This is a genomic window from Pseudomonas arabinosi (assembly GCF_047758675.1).
Classification (GTDB): Bacteria; Pseudomonadota; Gammaproteobacteria; order Pseudomonadales; family Pseudomonadaceae; genus Aquipseudomonas; species Aquipseudomonas arabinosi.
This window is the reverse complement of sequence record NZ_CP180480.1, coordinates 920,365-937,648: the sequence shown is the minus strand read 5'-3', so window position 1 is coordinate 937,648 and position 17,284 is coordinate 920,365. Positions and strand designations below refer to the sequence as shown.

The 17,284-nt window shown below is 50.6% G+C and carries 15 protein-coding genes; 6 read left to right on the top strand and 9 right to left on the bottom strand.

Features of this window, described 5'->3' with window-relative positions; genetic code table 11:
• Positions 1-165: 165 nt before the first annotated feature.
• The gene (locus tag ACMXYJ_RS04240; RefSeq protein WP_415758899.1) at positions 166-1,929 is read right to left on the bottom strand and encodes an SIR2 family protein; all 1,764 of its coding nucleotides are present in this window, start codon (positions 1,927-1,929) and stop codon (positions 166-168) included.
• Positions 1,930-2,181: 252 nt separating this feature from the next.
• A complete protein-coding gene (locus tag ACMXYJ_RS04235) occupies positions 2,182-2,496 on the bottom strand; it encodes a helix-turn-helix domain-containing protein (protein WP_415758898.1) in 315 nt (104 codons plus the stop codon).
• Positions 2,497-2,585: 89 nt separating this feature from the next.
• On the opposite strand from ACMXYJ_RS04235, the gene ACMXYJ_RS04230 reads away from it, so the two are divergent.
• The 3 genes from ACMXYJ_RS04230 to ACMXYJ_RS04220 are packed head-to-tail and all read left to right on the top strand — an operon-like array spanning position 2,586 to position 4,090.
• Positions 2,586-2,999 (top strand): hypothetical protein, encoded by a 414-nt coding sequence (locus tag ACMXYJ_RS04230; protein WP_415758897.1) that lies wholly within the window; start codon positions 2,586-2,588, stop codon positions 2,997-2,999.
• Entirely contained in the window at positions 2,992-3,588 is a 597-nt protein-coding gene (locus tag ACMXYJ_RS04225; RefSeq protein WP_415758896.1) for an MbcA/ParS/Xre antitoxin family protein, read from the top strand. Before ACMXYJ_RS04230 ends, ACMXYJ_RS04225 begins: the two co-directional genes overlap by 8 nt.
• Before the next feature lie 4 nt (positions 3,589-3,592).
• Positions 3,593-4,090, top strand: coding sequence for a hypothetical protein (locus ACMXYJ_RS04220; RefSeq protein ID WP_415758895.1), 498 nt, complete (start codon positions 3,593-3,595; stop codon positions 4,088-4,090).
• A 107-nt stretch (positions 4,091-4,197) separates the two neighbouring features.
• Here the strand turns inward: ACMXYJ_RS04220 and ACMXYJ_RS04215 are convergent, their stop codons facing one another.
• Positions 4,198-4,392, bottom strand: coding sequence for a hypothetical protein (locus ACMXYJ_RS04215; protein ID WP_415758894.1), 195 nt, complete (start codon positions 4,390-4,392; stop codon positions 4,198-4,200).
• A gap of 146 nt (positions 4,393-4,538) precedes the next feature.
• Between ACMXYJ_RS04215 and ACMXYJ_RS04210 the strand changes: the two genes are divergently transcribed.
• A complete protein-coding gene (locus ACMXYJ_RS04210; protein WP_415758893.1) occupies positions 4,539-4,757 on the top strand; it encodes a hypothetical protein in 219 nt (72 codons plus the stop codon).
• A 141-nt stretch (positions 4,758-4,898) separates the two neighbouring features.
• On the opposite strand, the gene ACMXYJ_RS04205 is transcribed toward ACMXYJ_RS04210, so the two are convergent.
• Both ACMXYJ_RS04205 and ACMXYJ_RS04200 read right to left on the bottom strand, forming a co-directional pair.
• On the bottom strand, positions 4,899-7,541 hold the full coding sequence (locus tag ACMXYJ_RS04205; protein WP_415758892.1) for a DEAD/DEAH box helicase: 2,643 nt from the start codon (positions 7,539-7,541) through the stop codon (positions 4,899-4,901).
• Between the two features lie 2 nt (positions 7,542-7,543).
• Positions 7,544-9,055, bottom strand: coding sequence for a site-specific DNA-methyltransferase (locus ACMXYJ_RS04200; RefSeq protein WP_415758891.1), 1,512 nt, complete (start codon positions 9,053-9,055; stop codon positions 7,544-7,546).
• Positions 9,056-9,208: 153 nt separating this feature from the next.
• On the opposite strand from ACMXYJ_RS04200, the gene ACMXYJ_RS04195 reads away from it, so the two are divergent.
• Positions 9,209-9,943, top strand: coding sequence for an abortive infection family protein (locus tag ACMXYJ_RS04195; RefSeq protein ID WP_415758890.1), 735 nt, complete (start codon positions 9,209-9,211; stop codon positions 9,941-9,943).
• Between the two features lie 239 nt (positions 9,944-10,182).
• Here ACMXYJ_RS04195 and ACMXYJ_RS04190 read toward each other — a convergent pair whose 3' ends face one another.
• The 4 genes from ACMXYJ_RS04190 to ACMXYJ_RS04175 all read right to left on the bottom strand — a co-directional run bounded on the left by ACMXYJ_RS04190 (position 10,183) and on the right by ACMXYJ_RS04175 (position 14,769).
• Positions 10,183-11,019, bottom strand: a complete 837-nt coding sequence (locus tag ACMXYJ_RS04190; RefSeq protein WP_415758889.1) for a hypothetical protein — start codon at positions 11,017-11,019, stop codon at positions 10,183-10,185.
• 33 nt (positions 11,020-11,052) lie between these two features.
• Complete coding sequence (locus ACMXYJ_RS04185; protein WP_415758888.1) at positions 11,053-11,298, bottom strand: hypothetical protein; 246 nt, start codon at positions 11,296-11,298, stop codon at positions 11,053-11,055.
• Positions 11,299-12,062: 764 nt separating this feature from the next.
• Positions 12,063-13,091, bottom strand: a complete 1,029-nt coding sequence (locus ACMXYJ_RS04180; RefSeq protein ID WP_415758887.1) for a hypothetical protein — start codon at positions 13,089-13,091, stop codon at positions 12,063-12,065.
• Between the two features lie 187 nt (positions 13,092-13,278).
• On the bottom strand, positions 13,279-14,769 hold the full coding sequence (locus tag ACMXYJ_RS04175; protein WP_415758886.1) for a HEPN domain-containing protein: 1,491 nt from the start codon (positions 14,767-14,769) through the stop codon (positions 13,279-13,281).
• Positions 14,770-15,951: 1,182 nt separating this feature from the next.
• On the opposite strand from ACMXYJ_RS04175, the gene ACMXYJ_RS04170 reads away from it, so the two are divergent.
• On the top strand, positions 15,952-17,025 hold the full coding sequence (locus tag ACMXYJ_RS04170; protein ID WP_415758885.1) for a site-specific integrase: 1,074 nt from the start codon (positions 15,952-15,954) through the stop codon (positions 17,023-17,025).
• Positions 17,026-17,284: the final 259 nt, after the last annotated feature.

Sequence of the window (17,284 nt, the reverse complement as noted above, 5' to 3'; positions counted from 1 at the left end):
CTTGGCTCTGGAAGTGATGAGGCTCCGCCTCACCGCTTCCCGAGCCCCTCGGGCGGCGTAGAGCGAGGTCTGGGGCAGCGCCCCAGGGTTTTGCCTCTCTAGTTGGGTAACTGCACGGACTTACCCACCCATTGCCCCGGAACCACAATGGTCAAATCTAGGTATTTAAAACCAAGACGTTTTCTTCATGCACTGCATAAAGAGTTCGAGGAACCGAGTGCTCGGAACGAGGTTCGCACCCACGACATGTCCCTCGATGTCTCCAGCATCAAACTCTTGTTCAATGATATTTTTAGATTCGTAGTCATATTTCAGCCTCCCGATGACCAGTTGGCTTGAGCGCCCATTAGCCAAGCTCTCCTCTAAGGATTCCTCAGATGAGCGCCTGCTATAGAAAAACAGGGCGGAGTAAAATTCATAGCGAGCAAAGAGAAGTTGGAGACTACTGACGCCGGCGAAGTTTGGAGCCCAAACTGGCAGAAGCCGTTCAACGATACGGTTGCTTACAGGGGTTTCACGTTTCGTTGCTCCTTCTTCGTCCCAAAGCTCAGAGCCAGTCCTAGATTGAAAGTATGAAGGATTGAAAAATTCTCCTAGAGTCGAGGTGATTCGCTCATCTACTAAAACGTTTAGAGCCATTAGGCTTTGCAGGGTGCTCAGCCTGCCTGCTCGGGTCAGTCCTAAGCTGTAGGCCGTGAATAGGAGAAACGCTGGGTAGAACTTCATTTTTTTCCAGTCGACCCTGTGGGCACCACTAGGAGTTCTTGCTGCGTCAGCCACCAATTCCTTTATTGTGGAAATCACCAGCGTATGTTCCGATTCGCCACCCCACCTGCCTATGACCGCCCCTAAATGAGCAAGAGGAGTTGTCGCGTGCTCATATATTTCTTTCCACTTTTCAGTTTCTCTTCCAAGTTTGTTTTGGTCTGAAAATATGGGGGTAAGAGTTTCCATGAGTCGACCGTGCTCAGAGGTAAGCAGGTCGTCCAGCTGGATCTTGTAATCAGGTTTTGAAAGAAACCGCTTGGTCATCGCGACCATCAGGTCAAGGCTTGCGGGATTGCGCTGCTCGCCGTCAGCGAGCGTTTGAAGCTTTAATTTCAGCGCCTCGAAAAACGAATCGGCGTCTGGGATACTGACGTTTATCGCTTTTCGCTGCGTTACGAGATCCTGCGCGCGTGCGCCGAGTTTTCCTCGCGAGAGCCAGAAGGTTGGATACCGCCTGCTTGGAGCCCGCATGAAAGCGGCACGCAGAGCGTTATCCCACTCTCCAGACCAGCCAGCGATGATCAATCCAAACTCATCAAGGATTCTGTCTAACAGAGAGTTAAATTCTGGTGGATACGAATCAAGCTCTACATCTGTATTGAGGATTCTGGCGTCTTTGTAATCGCCATGAATTTTTAAGACGTAGCACTTGGCATGAGTAATTGGTTCAGCCCCGGATAGGCCATCAAGTGAGCTGACAACGGTCGGCTCAATTCCAACATCCCTCAGTGCATTCTCCATCAACCGGTCAAAATTGGTGGTGACTATGACACGGATATGCCCTGATCTGACCATCTCTGCAATAGCCCTATGGGCTGGTGTCGGTAGCTTTAAGCCATCTGAAAATTCTTGTTCTGTGGGCTCCAAAAAACCTTGAATAATGGCCCTGCGCTCCGTTGGTGTCTGTGCGAGTTCCTCCAGCAGGGTAGAGTAGTTAGGCTGTTTTCCTGTTGTGGTCACGTACCACTGTGCCCAGTCTTCCTGTTCCGAAACTCCTGCCGCTAAGCCTGCCCGTCTAATCAGTTCTACAGTGATCTCCCAGCCAGTAGGTATCCGGGCAGATCGTGAGAGCCCTGATCCTATGAGTACTGCATATACACCTTGGTTTTCGTGCATTGAAAACGCGAGGCGGGTCGTAGGATCGTTGGAGATTATGCTCATGGAGTAAATCCTTGTGTCCTTATTGTCGCCATCTTGGCAATTGGTATTGCTGGTGCTCGATTACGATGCAAGATTAGATAGCGCACTGCTGGGTCGTTTTCAACAGTTCACTTCTAGGGCAGTCGACACAATGCAAAAAGGGCCCTGTCGGGCCCTTTTTTAGTCACAGGAAAAAACTACTCGGAGAGCCAAGATTCGACATTGGCTGCATGCCCCAAAACAAGGAACGGCGCCATAGCAACTGAGTCTGGTTTAGCCAGCATCCTCATTATTTGGTGTGCACGAAATCATTTCCGGTCTGACGTCGCCAATTGCTGTCGCCAGCAACGCTCCAAGGCTGGTGGACGGATCGCGATGCAGGTAGCACTGAAGCACTAATGCTAATGGAGAGATGCCGATCACCTCAGAGATGTTATCAATCGCCTCCAAGCTAGGCGAGCGTAGCCCGCGCTCAAGCAAACTGATGTATTCCCGGCTGACTGTCGGTGGAAAGTCAGCCTGTGCCAGACTGGCCCCGAGCCGCATATCCCTTAGGGCCTGCGCAAATGCGTCATTCAGCTCCCGCATGGCAACTCCTTAAAAAGGAGTATATGGCCACATTGAGAGATTCTTAGCAGCGTACTATAGTACTCATTAGAATTTCCAGGAGATATAATATGTTCGAAACCCACGATCAGGCACGATTGCCGTCCCCATTCTTCGTGCTTGAAGAAGGCGCACGCCGCTGGAAGTACATCTCGCAAACGACGAATGACGAGTGGTTTTTTGTCACATATGAAGTAGCAGGCGAGGAGGGTTCTTCGCAGCAGCAGTTCATGATTTCGAAAGTACAATTCCTCTTGGATTTGGCCTCAAGAGATACGCCCGGGCAGTTCATTCATGAGGTTCAGCTCGTATCGCCCCCTTGGCTGAACCAAAAGGGTAAATGGCTGATGGAGCCAATTCGGGAGATTCAGGAAGTGGACGAGCGGGTCTGCTACGAGCTGATGGACGGACAAGTGTATCCATCAAAATTGCTAGGTCAGACCCGCGTCCCGTTGTGGTCAAAGCGGGCAATGGGTAATGAATAATTTCATCGAAAGGCTTCTCGCAGATCAGTACCGCACTCTGCTCTTTTCGAAAGATTTTTCCGAGGGTGCAATCTTTGGTTTTGAATGCAATGACGGGTGGGCGAATCTCATCGAAGCGACTCTTCGGCTAACCCAGCAACATGCTGAGCTGAAGGCGCTCGACGTAAAGGTCACGCAGGTGAAAGAGAAGTTTGGTCAGCTCAGGATCTACCATCGCGGAGGGGACGGAAGCATCGGTGCCGCTTTCGAGATCGCGGAGTCGGTATCAGGTAGTGTTTGTGAGATGTGCGGGATGCCAGGTGCGGCGATATGTATTGATGGTTGGCTCCAAGCGCGATGTGGCCACCATTCGAGGCCGCATCAGATAGCTCGGGATGAAAACCTCAAGAGCGACGAAAACTACATCGCCAGCTACGTCGAGGCCGTGAACTTGATTTTGTCATTTTTCGGAGAAGGCGCAGTGCTTTGGGTACAGCAAGAACGCACCGCTTTTGCTGGTCGGCGACCTTGCGAAATGCTGGCGACGGAAGAGGGGTGTCAGACGATTTTCACTTTTCTGAATCGGTTGGAACATGGGGTTGGCGTGTGACTTTATGGAACTGATTACTGCTCCAACTGTGGCGATGGCGAATCATCCAAATCTCCAGGATCATTTGCGCCGCGAACTGGAATGGGAATTCAGCCAAGGTCCTGTAGATTTAAGGTATGTGCGAAGTCTCGTATCGTCGCCGAGGTTGAGGTCGTTGTTCGTCCGTGCTTTCAGCCATTCCGCAATAGCCGAAGCTGGCGACACATATTTGGATTCGCGCACGCTCTTGGCGGACTACCCTCAAAAAACCATGGCCATATCGCTCACGAATTATCTGCTTTTGGAGGGCACGTTAGAGGTTGTCGATGAATACAGTCCCAACGACCCGTCGCTGATGAAACTTCAAGTTTGGCCATTCGAGCCAGGAGATCTGAATGAGTTTGCTATGGCGGTCGCGGTGGCTTTGAGTTACACGCCTGCGGAGCTGATGGCTGAGTCGAGGATTTCGCTCGCGATAGATGAATTGGTCGGTAAGTGGGGTTTTTTTACCGATGAGTTCTGAGGGCGAACCTTCCCAGCTAATATCTTTTGGCGACAGGGCCGCTCGCGCATTGGCAGGTCGGACGAGTCGGATACCGAAGGCTCCACAAGGCTGGCAATCCTGGTGAATTAGAATTCCTTTCCCACTGACGCCATTTTTTCCCAGACTTCGTCACGACTGTTCTCAGGTGTTTCCGCTAGCAGGCTCTCAAGGGAAAGCTTCATCCGCTTGAGGGCTGCTTCAGAAGGGATCTTTTCCGATGAGCCCACGGACCGCTCCACCTGCGGGTCTTCGGGTCGGGCCTGTGGTCTTTTTCGTTTCATGTGTATCCTCCGGCTTTGGTCGTATGAGTTTCCATCGGGTGGTCAAGTCATTGAGACTATCCAGAGTCAATGGATCTGGAGAAATGGCTCCAGCCAGAGGCGAGTTCAGCTAGCCATTCCGTACCAGTTACTCAAGGACGAAAACCATGCCAGATTACTCTGAAGCCAACATAGTCACTGCGGATGCTCTCACACTGCTTCTGCACAACCAGCACGCCATATGCGCAGCAATTGAAGAGGTGACCAAGTCGCTGTCTGAGAATGGAGTGGAGGGTGTCGCCGCCAATGCAATTGCGGCCATGGCAACGCTGGACACTAACGCTCAAGGCATCATAGACGCCATCATGCGGCTTCGGCAGTTATAGGCATCAGCTAATTTTCCACCGCACCTTCTTCATGACCGAGTCCGATGCAAGTATCCGTCCGGCCAAGTCATCTATGCACGGGCATCGGTCATTGATCTATGACGGCTCAAAGCTAAGAAATTTGAGCCGTTTTACAAAGGGTCAGGACGCTCCGTTAATTGCGTTGAGCAGCTGATCACGCAAGCCACGCCCTTGCTCATCCTTCTTCTGCGCCATGAGGTAGATCCCCTTACCACCAGACTTCTTAGCCCAAAGCTCACCTATCAGGCGCTTCTCTTTGCTGTCATCGTTGCTCACGCGGTCGCCGCCTTTGTACTCAATCACGAAAAGGCGTCCGTCCTTGAGACGAGCTACGAAATCAGGGTATGTGCGTTGAATCGCCGTAGGCATCCAGAATTGGGTCGCATGAACGAGATTCCTGACCCAAAATTCGACCTCATTCAACAGCTCGATAGCCTGCGCACAGAGATATTCCTCAGCATCCTCACCCTTGGATGTTTTCCAAGGAAGCATGCCCGGAAACGGGTAGTAGTGCTTCTTGAACTTGAATGACCCGGCGTAATACGAGGTTGCCGGGTACAGCGCCATGTCTGCTGGATAGGTAAACGCATGGTCAGGTTCTGAGGACGTGACCAGCTCCAGATCATCATGGAACAGAGCCTGCTGGAACCCCTTGTCATAGGCGTTCTTCTTCGCAAGCAACAACTGCTCACCAAGCTTTCTACGAAGAATGAACTGACCTTTCAAAAGCTGCGACAGGGAGAAGCCGCGATCCTCCAATAGCCCCGTAACCGCTCGACGCAACCATTCGCGAAGCACTGGCTGCTTGATTGAAGGCTCACGAATTTCCTGATCCAACCATCCTATAAGGTCTGATGCAGTACGGTCCTGCGCGAAGCCGGGAAGGTAAGTGCCCACATCGTCTTTCACGTTTTGGAACTGAACCGTTTTGTCGTCGAGATACACCTCGAACGTCATGCTCGATTCATCAAACCGGAAGGATGATAGGTCTGGTGGTGACGACAGCAGATCCCAGCTAAACGATGCTGAAACCGCGCCCCGGTCAACCAGTTCAAGCTCACCTTGCTCGACTGAGTAAAGGCGTGGAACCTGAAACACCACTCCCCTTTCACTAGGAGCTTTAGCAGCTACCGTAGCTTGCTGATGCCTCTCTATCTCAGCAGCGACCGCTGCCTTCTTATCCTTGCCTGAAACGGTCGAAACGATGGCTTCAACAGTTAGCAGGTCGAGTTCGTCTTTTAACTCGATTACCCCTCCAGGTCCTTCAGCATCGAGCATGAACAGAACTCGTTCATGGTCACGCTCAGGAATCTTCGAAAAGTCAGGAGCCTTAGTTACAACCACCCTAGACACTGGAAGCTCAGGAGTACCCACCTGACCTCCTTGCAGTGCCAGCTCAGGGGTCTTTTCCTTACGGATGGCGGCAGCAGCCTCCATAGGGTTGAAGCCGATGTTTATGAGCGATTGGGTAAGCTCTCCGGCAGCACGTCCAAAAGTATCCGTGGTGACGTGTGCATATGCTTTGCTCATCGCTTCCTGACGGCGGGAAACCGCATACGGCATACGCAAAACACGTCCAAGAAGCTGCTGAATGTCCTTGTCTGATTTCACCTGAGCCACAGAGCAGAAGACATATGCAAACGAGCAGTCCCAGCCCTCTTTCAGCGCCTGCTTGGTGATGATGACTTCGATTGGGCAGTCTTTTGCAAAAAGGTCGATTCCATCAATTTCGCGCTGTGTGCCAGTAGCGATAGCGATAGCTTTTTCATCCACACCATCCGTGTCGATGAGGTGTCGCTTGACCTCTTCAACAGTAGCTTCGCTCTTGGCGTTCTCAGCCTGAATTAGCAGGATCGGACGAATGTATTCGGGTTCACCAACCGCCGTTTTTTCGAGGCTTTTTCGTCTTGCTACGGCACTGCTGACAGCAACCTGCCATTCCCCATTGTGTTCCTTTAGGATGACAGGGAATTTGATCATGTTTTCGGCTTTCAGCTCGAATGCAGAAACGCTGACCAGTACGTTCGAGCTGGAAACATCAGGGGTGGCTGTAAGCTCTACCACAGCCTTTGGACCCAAACGTTCATACACAGTGTAAGAAAGCGGCGTCGTGGCGTTGTGAGCTTCGTCCATGATGACCAACGGACCATGAAGCTTGAGAAGATTCGCGAAGGACGCTACTGCTTTTCCGTCCTTTCCTTTATCAAGGTGTTCAAGATGCTTTGCAGATCCAGTGAAATGCCCCTCCAGTTCCTCATGATACTCGTAGACCTTTCGCCCCTCTTCCTTATCCACACGTAGCGCTGCCACGGTGGAGATAATTACACAGACCTTAGTGACCAAATCTGCTGGGCGGATGCGCGTGAATTCAGCAACATCAAAAATCGCAACCTGCCCGCCAAAAGCATCATCAAGCTCTTGGCGGTACGGATGACGATGGTCGCGAAAAGCGTCAATGGTCTGGTTCTTAATCTGGGTAGTCGGCACCATCCAGAGAACCACTGGGTACTGCCGCTCAAGGTAGGACGAGCCACAAATTTGGATGATGTGGGCACCCATTACAGTCTTCCCGCCGCCCGTAGGAATGCGGAGACATACGTATGGGATTTCAGGCAGACCCGGCATCAACTTGTAGTCGCTGACCAGCCCAACATCTACGGTCTGTTCGAATGACTTTGATGGTCCTTCCAAACGAGCAACATCGAGGAATTTCTCAAGGCTCGACAATGCACGGTTCTGGTACAGCTTTAGCGTGAGAGCCATGGTTAGCGAGCCTTAATGTCGTATGGGGTTTGCCGGAAGGTGATTTTGGATTCCAGAAGAAGCTCAGATGGAATAGCGCACGCCTCTCCGTAAATCACCATAGGACCATCAGTCTTAGGCAAGGCTTTGAGAATGCGCTTAGTCAGGACGTTGCCGCCTGCCGCAGTCAGATCCCCGAGAATGCCGTTGAACAGGAGGTAATAGGACGTGCCATGGTGCTCACCGAGAAATGGGGATTTCTCAGCGGATGATGAACGAGCAGTACCGGTTTCTGCGAACCATACGTGAGCGGCTAATTGCTCGAAGGAAATGCCTTCCCGAATGTGTCCTGAATCATCGAAAACGGGAACACCCAATTTATAATATCGGTAGCCTCCCCCACCAATCCAGCCCATCGCTTCGGAGATACCACCTTGTTCCCCGTTAACAACCTGCCGCAGTCGAGGGGCACAGAAAAGCCGAGCGTTGGCTGACATTTCAATACCTATCCAATTACGCTTCATTTTGTGCGCAACCGCAGCAGTGGTGCCTGAGCCTAGGAAACTATCCAGTACCAAATCACCGGGCTTGCTTGCCACTTCCAAAACCTGCCTCAAAAGGCGTTCAGGCTTCGGAGTGTCGAAGGCTTCTACATCCTGAAACAGAGCCAAAATTTCCTTTTTCGCTTCTTCGGTCGTGCCAGCCTCCGAGGCATGCCAAAGCGTCATTGGCACTAGACCTTCGTCCTCCCATGGAAACCGCTTAAGGCGCGGCTTGCCCTTGCCGTCTTTTGGAAAGTAAACACGGTCTTCGGCACGATACCGATTAAATACCGACTCCACCGCGCCCCAGCACCTACCTTTCGGAGGCAGATGAACGTCACCTGAGTCACTGGTGATTGGGTACATCTGATTAGGTCGGAATCCCTGCGCTGAAAACGGAATGGATCGCCAAGGACCGCGTGGATCTTGGTCAGCATTCCCGTAGCCCTTATCGTTGGAAGGAAGAAGATTTCTGTATTTCTTCCACTTCGACGCTTCCATTTTGGCGTAGACCAGCATGGTGTCGTGGGATGAGCCAACTGCCGCCCGGTTCTCACGGGACGTGCGTTTTTGCCAGATGATTTCAGCGATGAAATTCTTGCGCCCAAAAATCTCGTCGCAGATGACTTTCAGATAGTGAGCTTCGTTGTCGTCGATGGTGATCCAAATCGATCCCTCTTGACTCATAAGCTCACGAAGAAGCTCCAGCCGAGGGTAGATCATGGACAGCCATTTTGAGTGTTCTAGGTTGTCGTCGTAACGTTCAAACGCTGACTTCGTGTTGTACGGCGGATCGATGAAAATGCATTTCACCTGACCAGCGTAGTAAGGGAGAAGCGCTTTCAGCGCGTCGAGGTTATCGCCTTCAATCAGCATGTTCGGAGAGTCCGGCTCTCCATGAGACAGTTTAGCAACCGGCTCAAGCAGACGGTATGGCGCAAGGGCAGCCCGCGTCAGGTCGGCATCACGGTTGAACCAAGACAATAGAGGCATTCAGAAGGCTTCCAGGGACGGCAAAATCAATCCCCTACTTTACCCGCTTAGGAGGTCGGCTAGCCATCGCCAAAGCCCCCTAATCGCGGATCGCCGGTATGCTATAGACTGGGTAATGGTTGCCCAAATTCTCATTGGGTATCAGGGTCAGAAATGCATCCACTATCCGAAGAAGCAGAAGCGCTCCAGAACATTCTGGTCTCACAGGCTACAGGCGGTAACGAGGACGACAAGGCGTATCTCAGGCTCAGGCGCGCCATTCTAGATGATCCAACCCTTGCCACGATGGTGCCTCGATGCGTGAACACCTGCCGTAGCCTCAGTCAGTTTTGGCAGTTCATCAAGAACAAATACGGCGCATACGCCGAGCGCAGAACCTACCTATGGGACGAATTCCGTCCGCTTCTGGACTACGTTGAGAAGGGTGGTTCATCACCCGCGGACCATGTGGTTACTGGTGCGATTGAGCGGTTCGACTCTGAGCATGTGAGGGTTGCATGGACGAAATCGCTGGAGAGGCGTACCACAGATCCAGAAGGCGCAATCACCATGGCGCGGACCCTTCTGGAATCTGTCTGCAAGCACATCTTGGAAGAAGCCGGGACTGAGTACGACGAAACGCCAGACCTCAACAAGCTGTACCGCCAAACAGCAGAATTACTCAACCTTGCTCCATCCCAACACACTGAGAAGGTCTTTAAGCAGATCCTAGGCGGCTGCACGTCAGTGGTGGAAGGATTGGGTGCGCTACGAAATCGACTCAGCGATTCTCATGGCACAGGTAAGGCAGGCGTGAAACCAGCTCCACGCCATGCTGAATTGGCAGTGAATCTGGCAGGCTCGCTTGCCTTGTACTTACTGAGCACATGGGATGTTGGCGCTGATTGAAAACTGGTCGCGGTAGGAACGGCAGTTGCCTGCCGCCCCCTACTGCCGCAGTGGGTGCCGGCCTAACTTGCGCAAGGTGAGTTGGCCAGACGCTTACCGATGCAATGCGGGAAAAGCGGATCTTTGGAGAGTGGGAAATCGGCCGCTCTCTGCCGGTCGTAATTCGTGTCGAAGGCCCATCCGACAAGCCTGTAAAATCGGCGTAGATGACAATGCAGGATCCCAGAGAGTGACGTAGATCACGCGGGCGAAGCGTTTTCCTGCTGAAAGGCTTGGTATGCCTTGATATCGAACAGGTTGATGGTTTTGATTTCGCTTAAAGGGAAGGCCACCTCAAACAACTCGGGGTTCAAGTGGCTAAGTGACTCATCCTTTTTGAATCGCTGATACACATTTATGTACCAGGTGGTGAAACAAAGCTTCATTTCCTCTCCAGCGCGATAGCCGCTCACCACGGGCAGGATCCTAAGCATGTCGCGTTTGTCACCCGGATCAATCGCCCCGGTCACATAGCCTATGTATACCTTACCGTTCCCCAAGGTCACGGATACTGGAATGGTCAACTCTAATGACCTCATCAAGATAATCTCAAGATCGGCATTCAGCACACGCACTGCTGTCTTAAGCGCAGTCCGGTTGGAATAGGCATAAATCAGCCCAAAAAACTGGTGATCACGATTTTTAATCCGACGTACGAGCAGTCGGAAAAACTCTTGTCCTGAAATGGTTTTGAGCGCTAGCAGCCAGTTGAGAAAATAACCACCAATCATCCCTAAAAATAATGTGGAAAACAGAACGAGGAGCCAAAAAGCTGTATCTGTCGGCCGGTCACTGGACTCCTGAAGTATTGCCAGGTCTGCCCACTCCCTTACGAATGCCAGATATGGCTCTACCTTTTGTTTGACCGAGGTGAGAAAAGCAAAGGCTAGAAGGAATAGCCAAATACCCCAGAATGCGGCCCTGATGTAGACTTTCTGAGAGTCTTCACGTTTTATCAGGTATCTGGTTTGATGCCATGTGCTTACGAAAAGATAGCCCGCTATCAAGGGGAAAAACGCCAGCGCTGCTTTGAGCATCAACCTATCCTTAGGAGGCGATTAACGCCCGGTTTAATCGCCTTGTGCGACGCACTTTCTAGGATCGCTCTTCTTATCTTGAATCTCCGTCCTCAAAGATTCGAATGCTGAAAGCTGATTTTGCACAGCTTGCGAGCGAATCACCTCTTTTGGGTCAGCAAACATTACGCCGTCTCCCGTGACGTAGAAAGGCGTTGTTTTTGCGGCTTCACGCTCGGCACCTTGGTAATAGCTTTTCAGTCTATCCATCAAAGTTTTATGCTCGCGATGTTTGCTCACTTGTCATTCTCCTCTAGCAATTCGTCATCCCTTCTTACATAAAAACAGCTTCCTTGTTGACGCAACATAGGAGATAGCTCCTAGGAGCCCTAGCCCAGCCGACAATTGTCGATGGCGCGAGGCAGGGAGGATATTCCCCTACCTACCCATCAGCAAGAGCCTTGCATCGGCTGTGGGCCCCTATGGATCTACCTAGGGTTTAGCATATATTCGCCCTTGCACCCTTTTATTCTGACCTCTGGTCGCTGACTGTATTCCATCCATAGAGGGCCGGCGTGCGGTACGGGCACAACGAGCAGAAGTGACTCGGTGAAACTCACCCTGCCGTAAGGCGTGGATTTGTAAAAGCGGTTGAAAGAGGTTTCTTTTCCAAGGCCAGAGAGGACCGGATACCACCACTTTGCGCTCAGATTACAGAGGATGTCTCCAGAGTCGAAGCCTCAAAGTAAAGGATATGAAAATGGTGCGGCCCTATGAGCGAAGCGCAGAGTTTGAAGGTGAGTTTAATGTTCTGATCACGCTGATGGCTGACATGATCACGCTCACACACAAGCGGAATATGGCAAAGTCAATGCTCCGGCGTGGTCAGTGTACTTGCATAATTTTTCGACTGCGTAATTGCATGGGATCGACCACCCATTTCCCTTGCCACTGAACATTGCATCCTGCTGACCAAGCGTGTGCATTCGAGTTGAGCTTCACCGAGCCTACTCAATTCCTTAAAAACGCTACATGCCCCGCATCGGCGGGACCACTGATGTTAATTAATATCCATCTACCCCTAGCGAGCGCAAAATGGGGCGACGAGGGTCGCCAAGCATTCTGGATATCCCAGTAAAATACGCTGCAACTTCTAAATCTCTGTCGTCAATTCCCCGCCAAAAGAACGGGACATTTTTGTTTTCTAGACTTTCTATAAAAGTTATATGGGTCAGACAGATAAATATCCTTGCGAAATTCGCCGGATTATTAAAGTCGTTCTTTAATAGATGCATTATGATGTGGCGATTAAAACCATTCACGTCGCCATAGCTAGGTTTGTAAAGAATATTCTTGAAATATATTCTGAATGCGTTAATTACGTCGGACTGAGGGCAAATGTGCGTTAAAAAATCAATCTCTACTGGCTGATTATAATCTTTCCCTGGGTGCCAAACATATGTCTCAAGCCTTCTCCGCCCCCACTGTATTATGATGTCTCTAAGGTAGCGTTCAAATTTTTCACCACTGACGTTACCAGGATCTACGCAAAGCCGTAAATTTTGGATATTCCTCAATCCTGCCTCAAATACCGGTATTAGAGACATGATCGCCACATGATCCATCCCAAGATAATAGGCTTCAATCGCTTCAAATACGATTAGTCGATAATCTTTGAGCGAATCGCTGACAGAAAAAAATTTATTGAAATAGGTTGCTGCGATTTCAGGTGCAAAAAATTCATTAAGCCAAGAATCCGCAGCATCTTTCGGGTTTTCGGCGTTATTCATTTTGAATATCGCCTCGTTCAACTGACCTTCACCTATAATATGAAGCGGTACTGGTAAAAACAACGGCAATGCTCTTTCTTGCGCCCCAGTAACCCGCCCCCATCTATCATTATAATAGCTTATCGGTCGCTCTGTGATGAAGCACAAACCAGCATCGGTAGCGATCTCAAATCCAGGTTTTTCGATAGTCTTAGCGCAGACATCTACATCTTTGTTTTCATACTTATTAAAAGCTGCGACTATTAGTTCTTCTGTCAGCTTGGGGTTCCCAGACAACTTTCTGAGTATTTTTTCATACTTCATTTCGTGATCCCTGCTTGATGAAGTGATCGACCTGCCGATAGTGTTTGTAAAAATTAGCCTTCGCGACACCACCATGCCTGCGCGTAGGCGCATCCATCAATGTACTCGATAACACTCAGAACAAATCCTGTTATTGCCATCCCTGCCAGCGTGGCATCAAGCAGCAGCGGTAAAGGGCACATACCCTTCAGGAGGCAGTAGCGAGCTGTAGCTCTGCCAATGTGGCGGCGTATTCAGCTCGGTATCTTGTAAAACTGTGCCCCCATCCGTGATGCTCAGACGCCCAATGTTGAGGATTCCAACCTGACTCAATTAGGTCTGAACTTGCGAATATGAACTCAAGGGTGTCGGTGAGAAAAGGCATAAACGGTTCCACTTTTGAGTAATCTATATCTCCGGCACTACCATGCACAAAAAAGTTTCTACATTTAACTGCAATGCTAGCAATAAGAGACAGGTCTGGAAAAATGCTTCCTAATTCCGCAGTGACAACAGAGGCTCGATAAGCTACTTTTTTCGGTAGAGATGGTTTTCCCATTCTACCCAATGCATTCAGTGCGCTGTTTCGGTCTATTCCGACAGGTAGGTTCTTGAGTAATGCTTTGCAGGCATCTCGGGTGGTAATTAATTCTTCGGATAATTCATTGGGCAACGGGATTGCGTGTTGCGGTAATATATCGAACATGTTAGCAGCTGCAACTAGTCTGTCAGCATCATAATTGTTTCCTTTCTGCATGCACCCTAGATGTCGAACGCGTGCTATTCGCCAGTCTTTATCTCTCTTAACCCAGTTTGACAAAGCAGTGTCAAATTCGCTTGGTCTACGTACAGCATCTAATGGAATATCTCCAGGATGCGGTTTTAGATTGGAGGCATTGTTGCTTTTCCAGGGTAGGGTTGGATTAATGGAGAAGGGAGTTAAGTGTGCTTCCGAGGAGTTTTCCGTGTTGACTGTGATATGGCTAACGCTCTGGGCGCGGCCCGCTGCTACCGATAAGAAATTCGCTACACGATGTAACCTGTCGATTGACTCATCGAATGTAATAGAGGACTCTGGCTCTATCGATACGACTATTCGATTATCTAAGAATACTCCCGATGGCCCGCCCATATTATAGGAGGGGCGGTGATGAACTGAAATCTTACCAAGTTCTGTAGAGACTTCGATGATACGATTTTTACCGGTGAAATATGCAACCAATGGTCGTTCACCCGACTCTACGGGACGAATTTTACGGCGTTCTTCAAGGACAGAATTAATGACAGTTTTTGAATCGATTACATGACCAAAGGCATCGAAGTCGTAAAAAATACTACTAAGATCATTTGTTGAAAATTCTATGATAGTGATATTAGAGCTTTCCGGACTTAAATGCCTGTCGCCTATTGCAACAAAATGTGGGAAAACGTCGGTATGATACTTAACTAGCTGTCCTCTGATGAATGTATGTCCAGAACCAGGGCTATAGCAATCAATGAGTGTAATGCACTCCCCCGTGTATGCGGTACCTTTGAGAGATGAGGATGTCATTGCGCCCAAAGGTTTATCGGAGTGAAGTTTAAGTAAAGTGTTAGAACCTTTTAATTTCAAGTCACCTATAGCAGACTCACCAGTCTCTTGAGGGAACACACCGATATATTGAGTTGGAGTCTTCTTTTTTTTTCGTTCTTTCCCCATCAAATATTATCCTTATTTCTGATTATCTTGAATTCGCCTATCACAATCTCGCGCTTTTGGACATTTTCTCCAGTTGACCAAGAATCCTGATAGACGAAGCATAGCAGCGACAGTGCCCCTAATTGGCACCGAAAGCGATTGCTCAACATTCGCTACAGAGGATGTTCAATCTGGCGAAAAACAAGGTGAGGCGTTTCAGCGGGAGGGGATACGTGCGTTTCCATATTTTTTAACGGGTTGTGAAATTTTGCGCTCTAACTCAACTTCCTGGGGTAGGATTGAATTAGGGCGGTCCTCGCTAAGCCAGGACGTCTTAGGGGGGTGACTCCTCTGACTGCGACCCCGTCAGGCCGCTTAAGGTGATTGTGTACGAGCCCGTTCCCGGCGGTGCCGATCGGATACCTCAAACACTGGAGCCGATGCTTGCGGCCATTCGCGGTAAGCCAAAAGCAAGCGCCCGGCAAGGCGCTTAATAAATAACCAACCCTTAAAAGTTGGCAGCGCTGTCAGCACTTCGCAGGGCTTTTGCCATGTTCAAGTTGCAGACAAAGGTGGTACAGGTGGAAGTCAGTCTTTGGGCGCTAGCATTTATTGCTAACGGTCTTTTAGACAGATTTGTTTCCTAGGCTGATGGGGGGAGGGATACCTCCCCCCTGATCCTGGCCATTCTTTTCCGAATTCTCACTAGCTCCACCCTCCCCTAGGGATGTCTTTAATGTTGGGCGTAGGCTATCAGGCTGACTCTGCTTGTCGCGACTGACTGCTTATGGCCATTCGCTGCCGTCGTGGTGCCAAAGCGCGCTGGTCAAATCCAATGCAATCGTGGTCAGAGCAGGGGGCAAGTGGAGTGCCATTTCGCATCTGGTAGCCATGACGAAATATGCGTCAAACCAAACACCACACCCAGGTTATATTTATAAAACCGAAGTTTCATGATCATCGAATTGGCATAAAGTCCATATATAGCTGGATATTTTCGGTCGCAAGACCGGACGGACAGTGTCTATCCGGACAATTTGAGTACCACATAAGGGTTCGAGTCCTACTGGGCCCACCATACTCAAAGCCGCGCATTGCGCGGCTTTCGCGTTTCTGGATGGACCACCGCAGATACAGTCCTATGGTCCAAGGGTACAAATTAGGTACAGTGCTGGTTCGCCAGCCGCCTAGGAGCACCCTCTCATGGCAACTCTCGTCAAAACTCCTTCCGGCACCTGGAAGGCTCTGATTCGTAAAACTGGCTGGCCCACCGTCGCCAAAACCTTCCGCACCAAGCGTGATGCGGAGGACTGGTCTCGGCGCACCGAAGACGAAATGGTCAGAGGTGCGTACATCCAGCGCAGCGGCTCTGAGCGCACGACGCTGGAAGCAGCCCTCAAGCGCTACCTGAGCGACATTACCCCCACCAAGAAGCCCACCACTCAGCGTGGCGAAACCTCGAAAGCCAAGAAGCTCATCGAGCACCTGGGCAAGTACTCATTGGCTGCCCTCTCCGCCGAAATCATCGCTGGCTATCGCGACAAGCGTCTGAACGAACCCAGCCGCAATGGGAACATCAGCAACAACACCGTGCGTCTCGAACTTGCGCTATTGAGCCACCTGTACACGGTAGCGATTCAGGAATGGGGTTTGGGTCTGACGTTCAACCCAGTGCTGAACATCCGCAAGCCGAGCCCTGGGGATGGTCGTGACCGAAGATTATCGCCGGCGGAAGAACGCCTTCTGCTCGCGGCCGTGAATCGACATAGCAACCCTATGTTGGGCTGGATTGTTTGCATCGCTCTGGAAACGGGTATGCGCTCGTCAGAGATCTCATCCCTACGGCGACCCCAAGTGGATCTGGCAAAGCGTGTAATACGTCTCTCAGACACGAAGAACGGCGGCTCCCGAACCGTTCCACTGAGCAAGCGCGCCACTGAAGTATTCAAAGCTGCGATGGATAACCCGGTGCGACCAATCGACTGCAATCTGGTGTTTTTCGGTGAGCCTGGAAAGGACGGGAAGCGTCGGCCGTATACCTTCACCAAAATTTGGGGTCAGCTGAAGAAGAAGCTCGATCTACCTGACTTCAGATTTCACGACCTGCGTCACGAAGCAGTGAGTCGGCTTGTCGAAGGCGGACTGTCCGACCAGGAGGTATCAGCTATCAGTGGGCATAAATCGATGCAGATGCTTAAGCGTTACACACACCTGCGAGCCGAAGACCTCGTCAGTAAACTGGACAAAATAACGAGACCTGGCGCTGAAGCTTACTAATTTAAGACGGGGGATTTTGGCCACGTCCCCCCTCACCTCCGGAGCTTTTCTGTATGCGAAATTGCACTCCACTTGACCACCTGACTGCAGACCAGCACGCTTCGTGACCATGAGCGGCGGAGAGCTGCGCATTGCTGCCGGTCGTGACCGGCAGAAATCGACCAGACCCATAACTGCCGCTCGGCCTTGGGATAAATTGGGCAAAAATTGTTGCTCAAGGTAGCTACGAGAGTGTCCGATTCAGAGGGTTGCAAACCAC

Excerpts from the sequence above, each read along its gene's own strand:
- ACMXYJ_RS04240 (WP_415758899.1), bottom strand. The coding sequence starts at position 1,929 with ATGAGCATAATCTCCAACGATCCTACGACCCGCCTCGCGTTTTCAATG.
- ACMXYJ_RS04220 (WP_415758895.1), top strand. The coding sequence starts at position 3,593 with ATGGAACTGATTACTGCTCCAACTGTGGCGATGGCGAATCATCCAAAT.
- ACMXYJ_RS04225 (WP_415758896.1), top strand. The coding sequence starts at position 2,992 with ATGAATAATTTCATCGAAAGGCTTCTCGCAGATCAGTACCGCACTCTG.
- ACMXYJ_RS04175 (WP_415758886.1), bottom strand. The coding sequence starts at position 14,769 with ATGGGGAAAGAACGAAAAAAAAAGAAGACTCCAACTCAATATATCGGT.
- ACMXYJ_RS04180 (WP_415758887.1), bottom strand. The coding sequence starts at position 13,091 with ATGAAGTATGAAAAAATACTCAGAAAGTTGTCTGGGAACCCCAAGCTG.
- ACMXYJ_RS04190 (WP_415758889.1), bottom strand. The coding sequence starts at position 11,019 with ATGCTCAAAGCAGCGCTGGCGTTTTTCCCCTTGATAGCGGGCTATCTT.
- ACMXYJ_RS04170 (WP_415758885.1), top strand. The coding sequence starts at position 15,952 with ATGGCAACTCTCGTCAAAACTCCTTCCGGCACCTGGAAGGCTCTGATT.
- ACMXYJ_RS04210 (WP_415758893.1), top strand. The coding sequence starts at position 4,539 with ATGCCAGATTACTCTGAAGCCAACATAGTCACTGCGGATGCTCTCACA.
- ACMXYJ_RS04230 (WP_415758897.1), top strand. The coding sequence starts at position 2,586 with ATGTTCGAAACCCACGATCAGGCACGATTGCCGTCCCCATTCTTCGTG.
- ACMXYJ_RS04205 (WP_415758892.1), bottom strand. The coding sequence starts at position 7,541 with ATGGCTCTCACGCTAAAGCTGTACCAGAACCGTGCATTGTCGAGCCTT.
- ACMXYJ_RS04215 (WP_415758894.1), bottom strand. The coding sequence starts at position 4,392 with ATGAAACGAAAAAGACCACAGGCCCGACCCGAAGACCCGCAGGTGGAG.
- ACMXYJ_RS04195 (WP_415758890.1), top strand. The coding sequence starts at position 9,209 with ATGCATCCACTATCCGAAGAAGCAGAAGCGCTCCAGAACATTCTGGTC.
- ACMXYJ_RS04200 (WP_415758891.1), bottom strand. The coding sequence starts at position 9,055 with ATGCCTCTATTGTCTTGGTTCAACCGTGATGCCGACCTGACGCGGGCT.
- ACMXYJ_RS04235 (WP_415758898.1), bottom strand. The coding sequence starts at position 2,496 with ATGCGGGAGCTGAATGACGCATTTGCGCAGGCCCTAAGGGATATGCGG.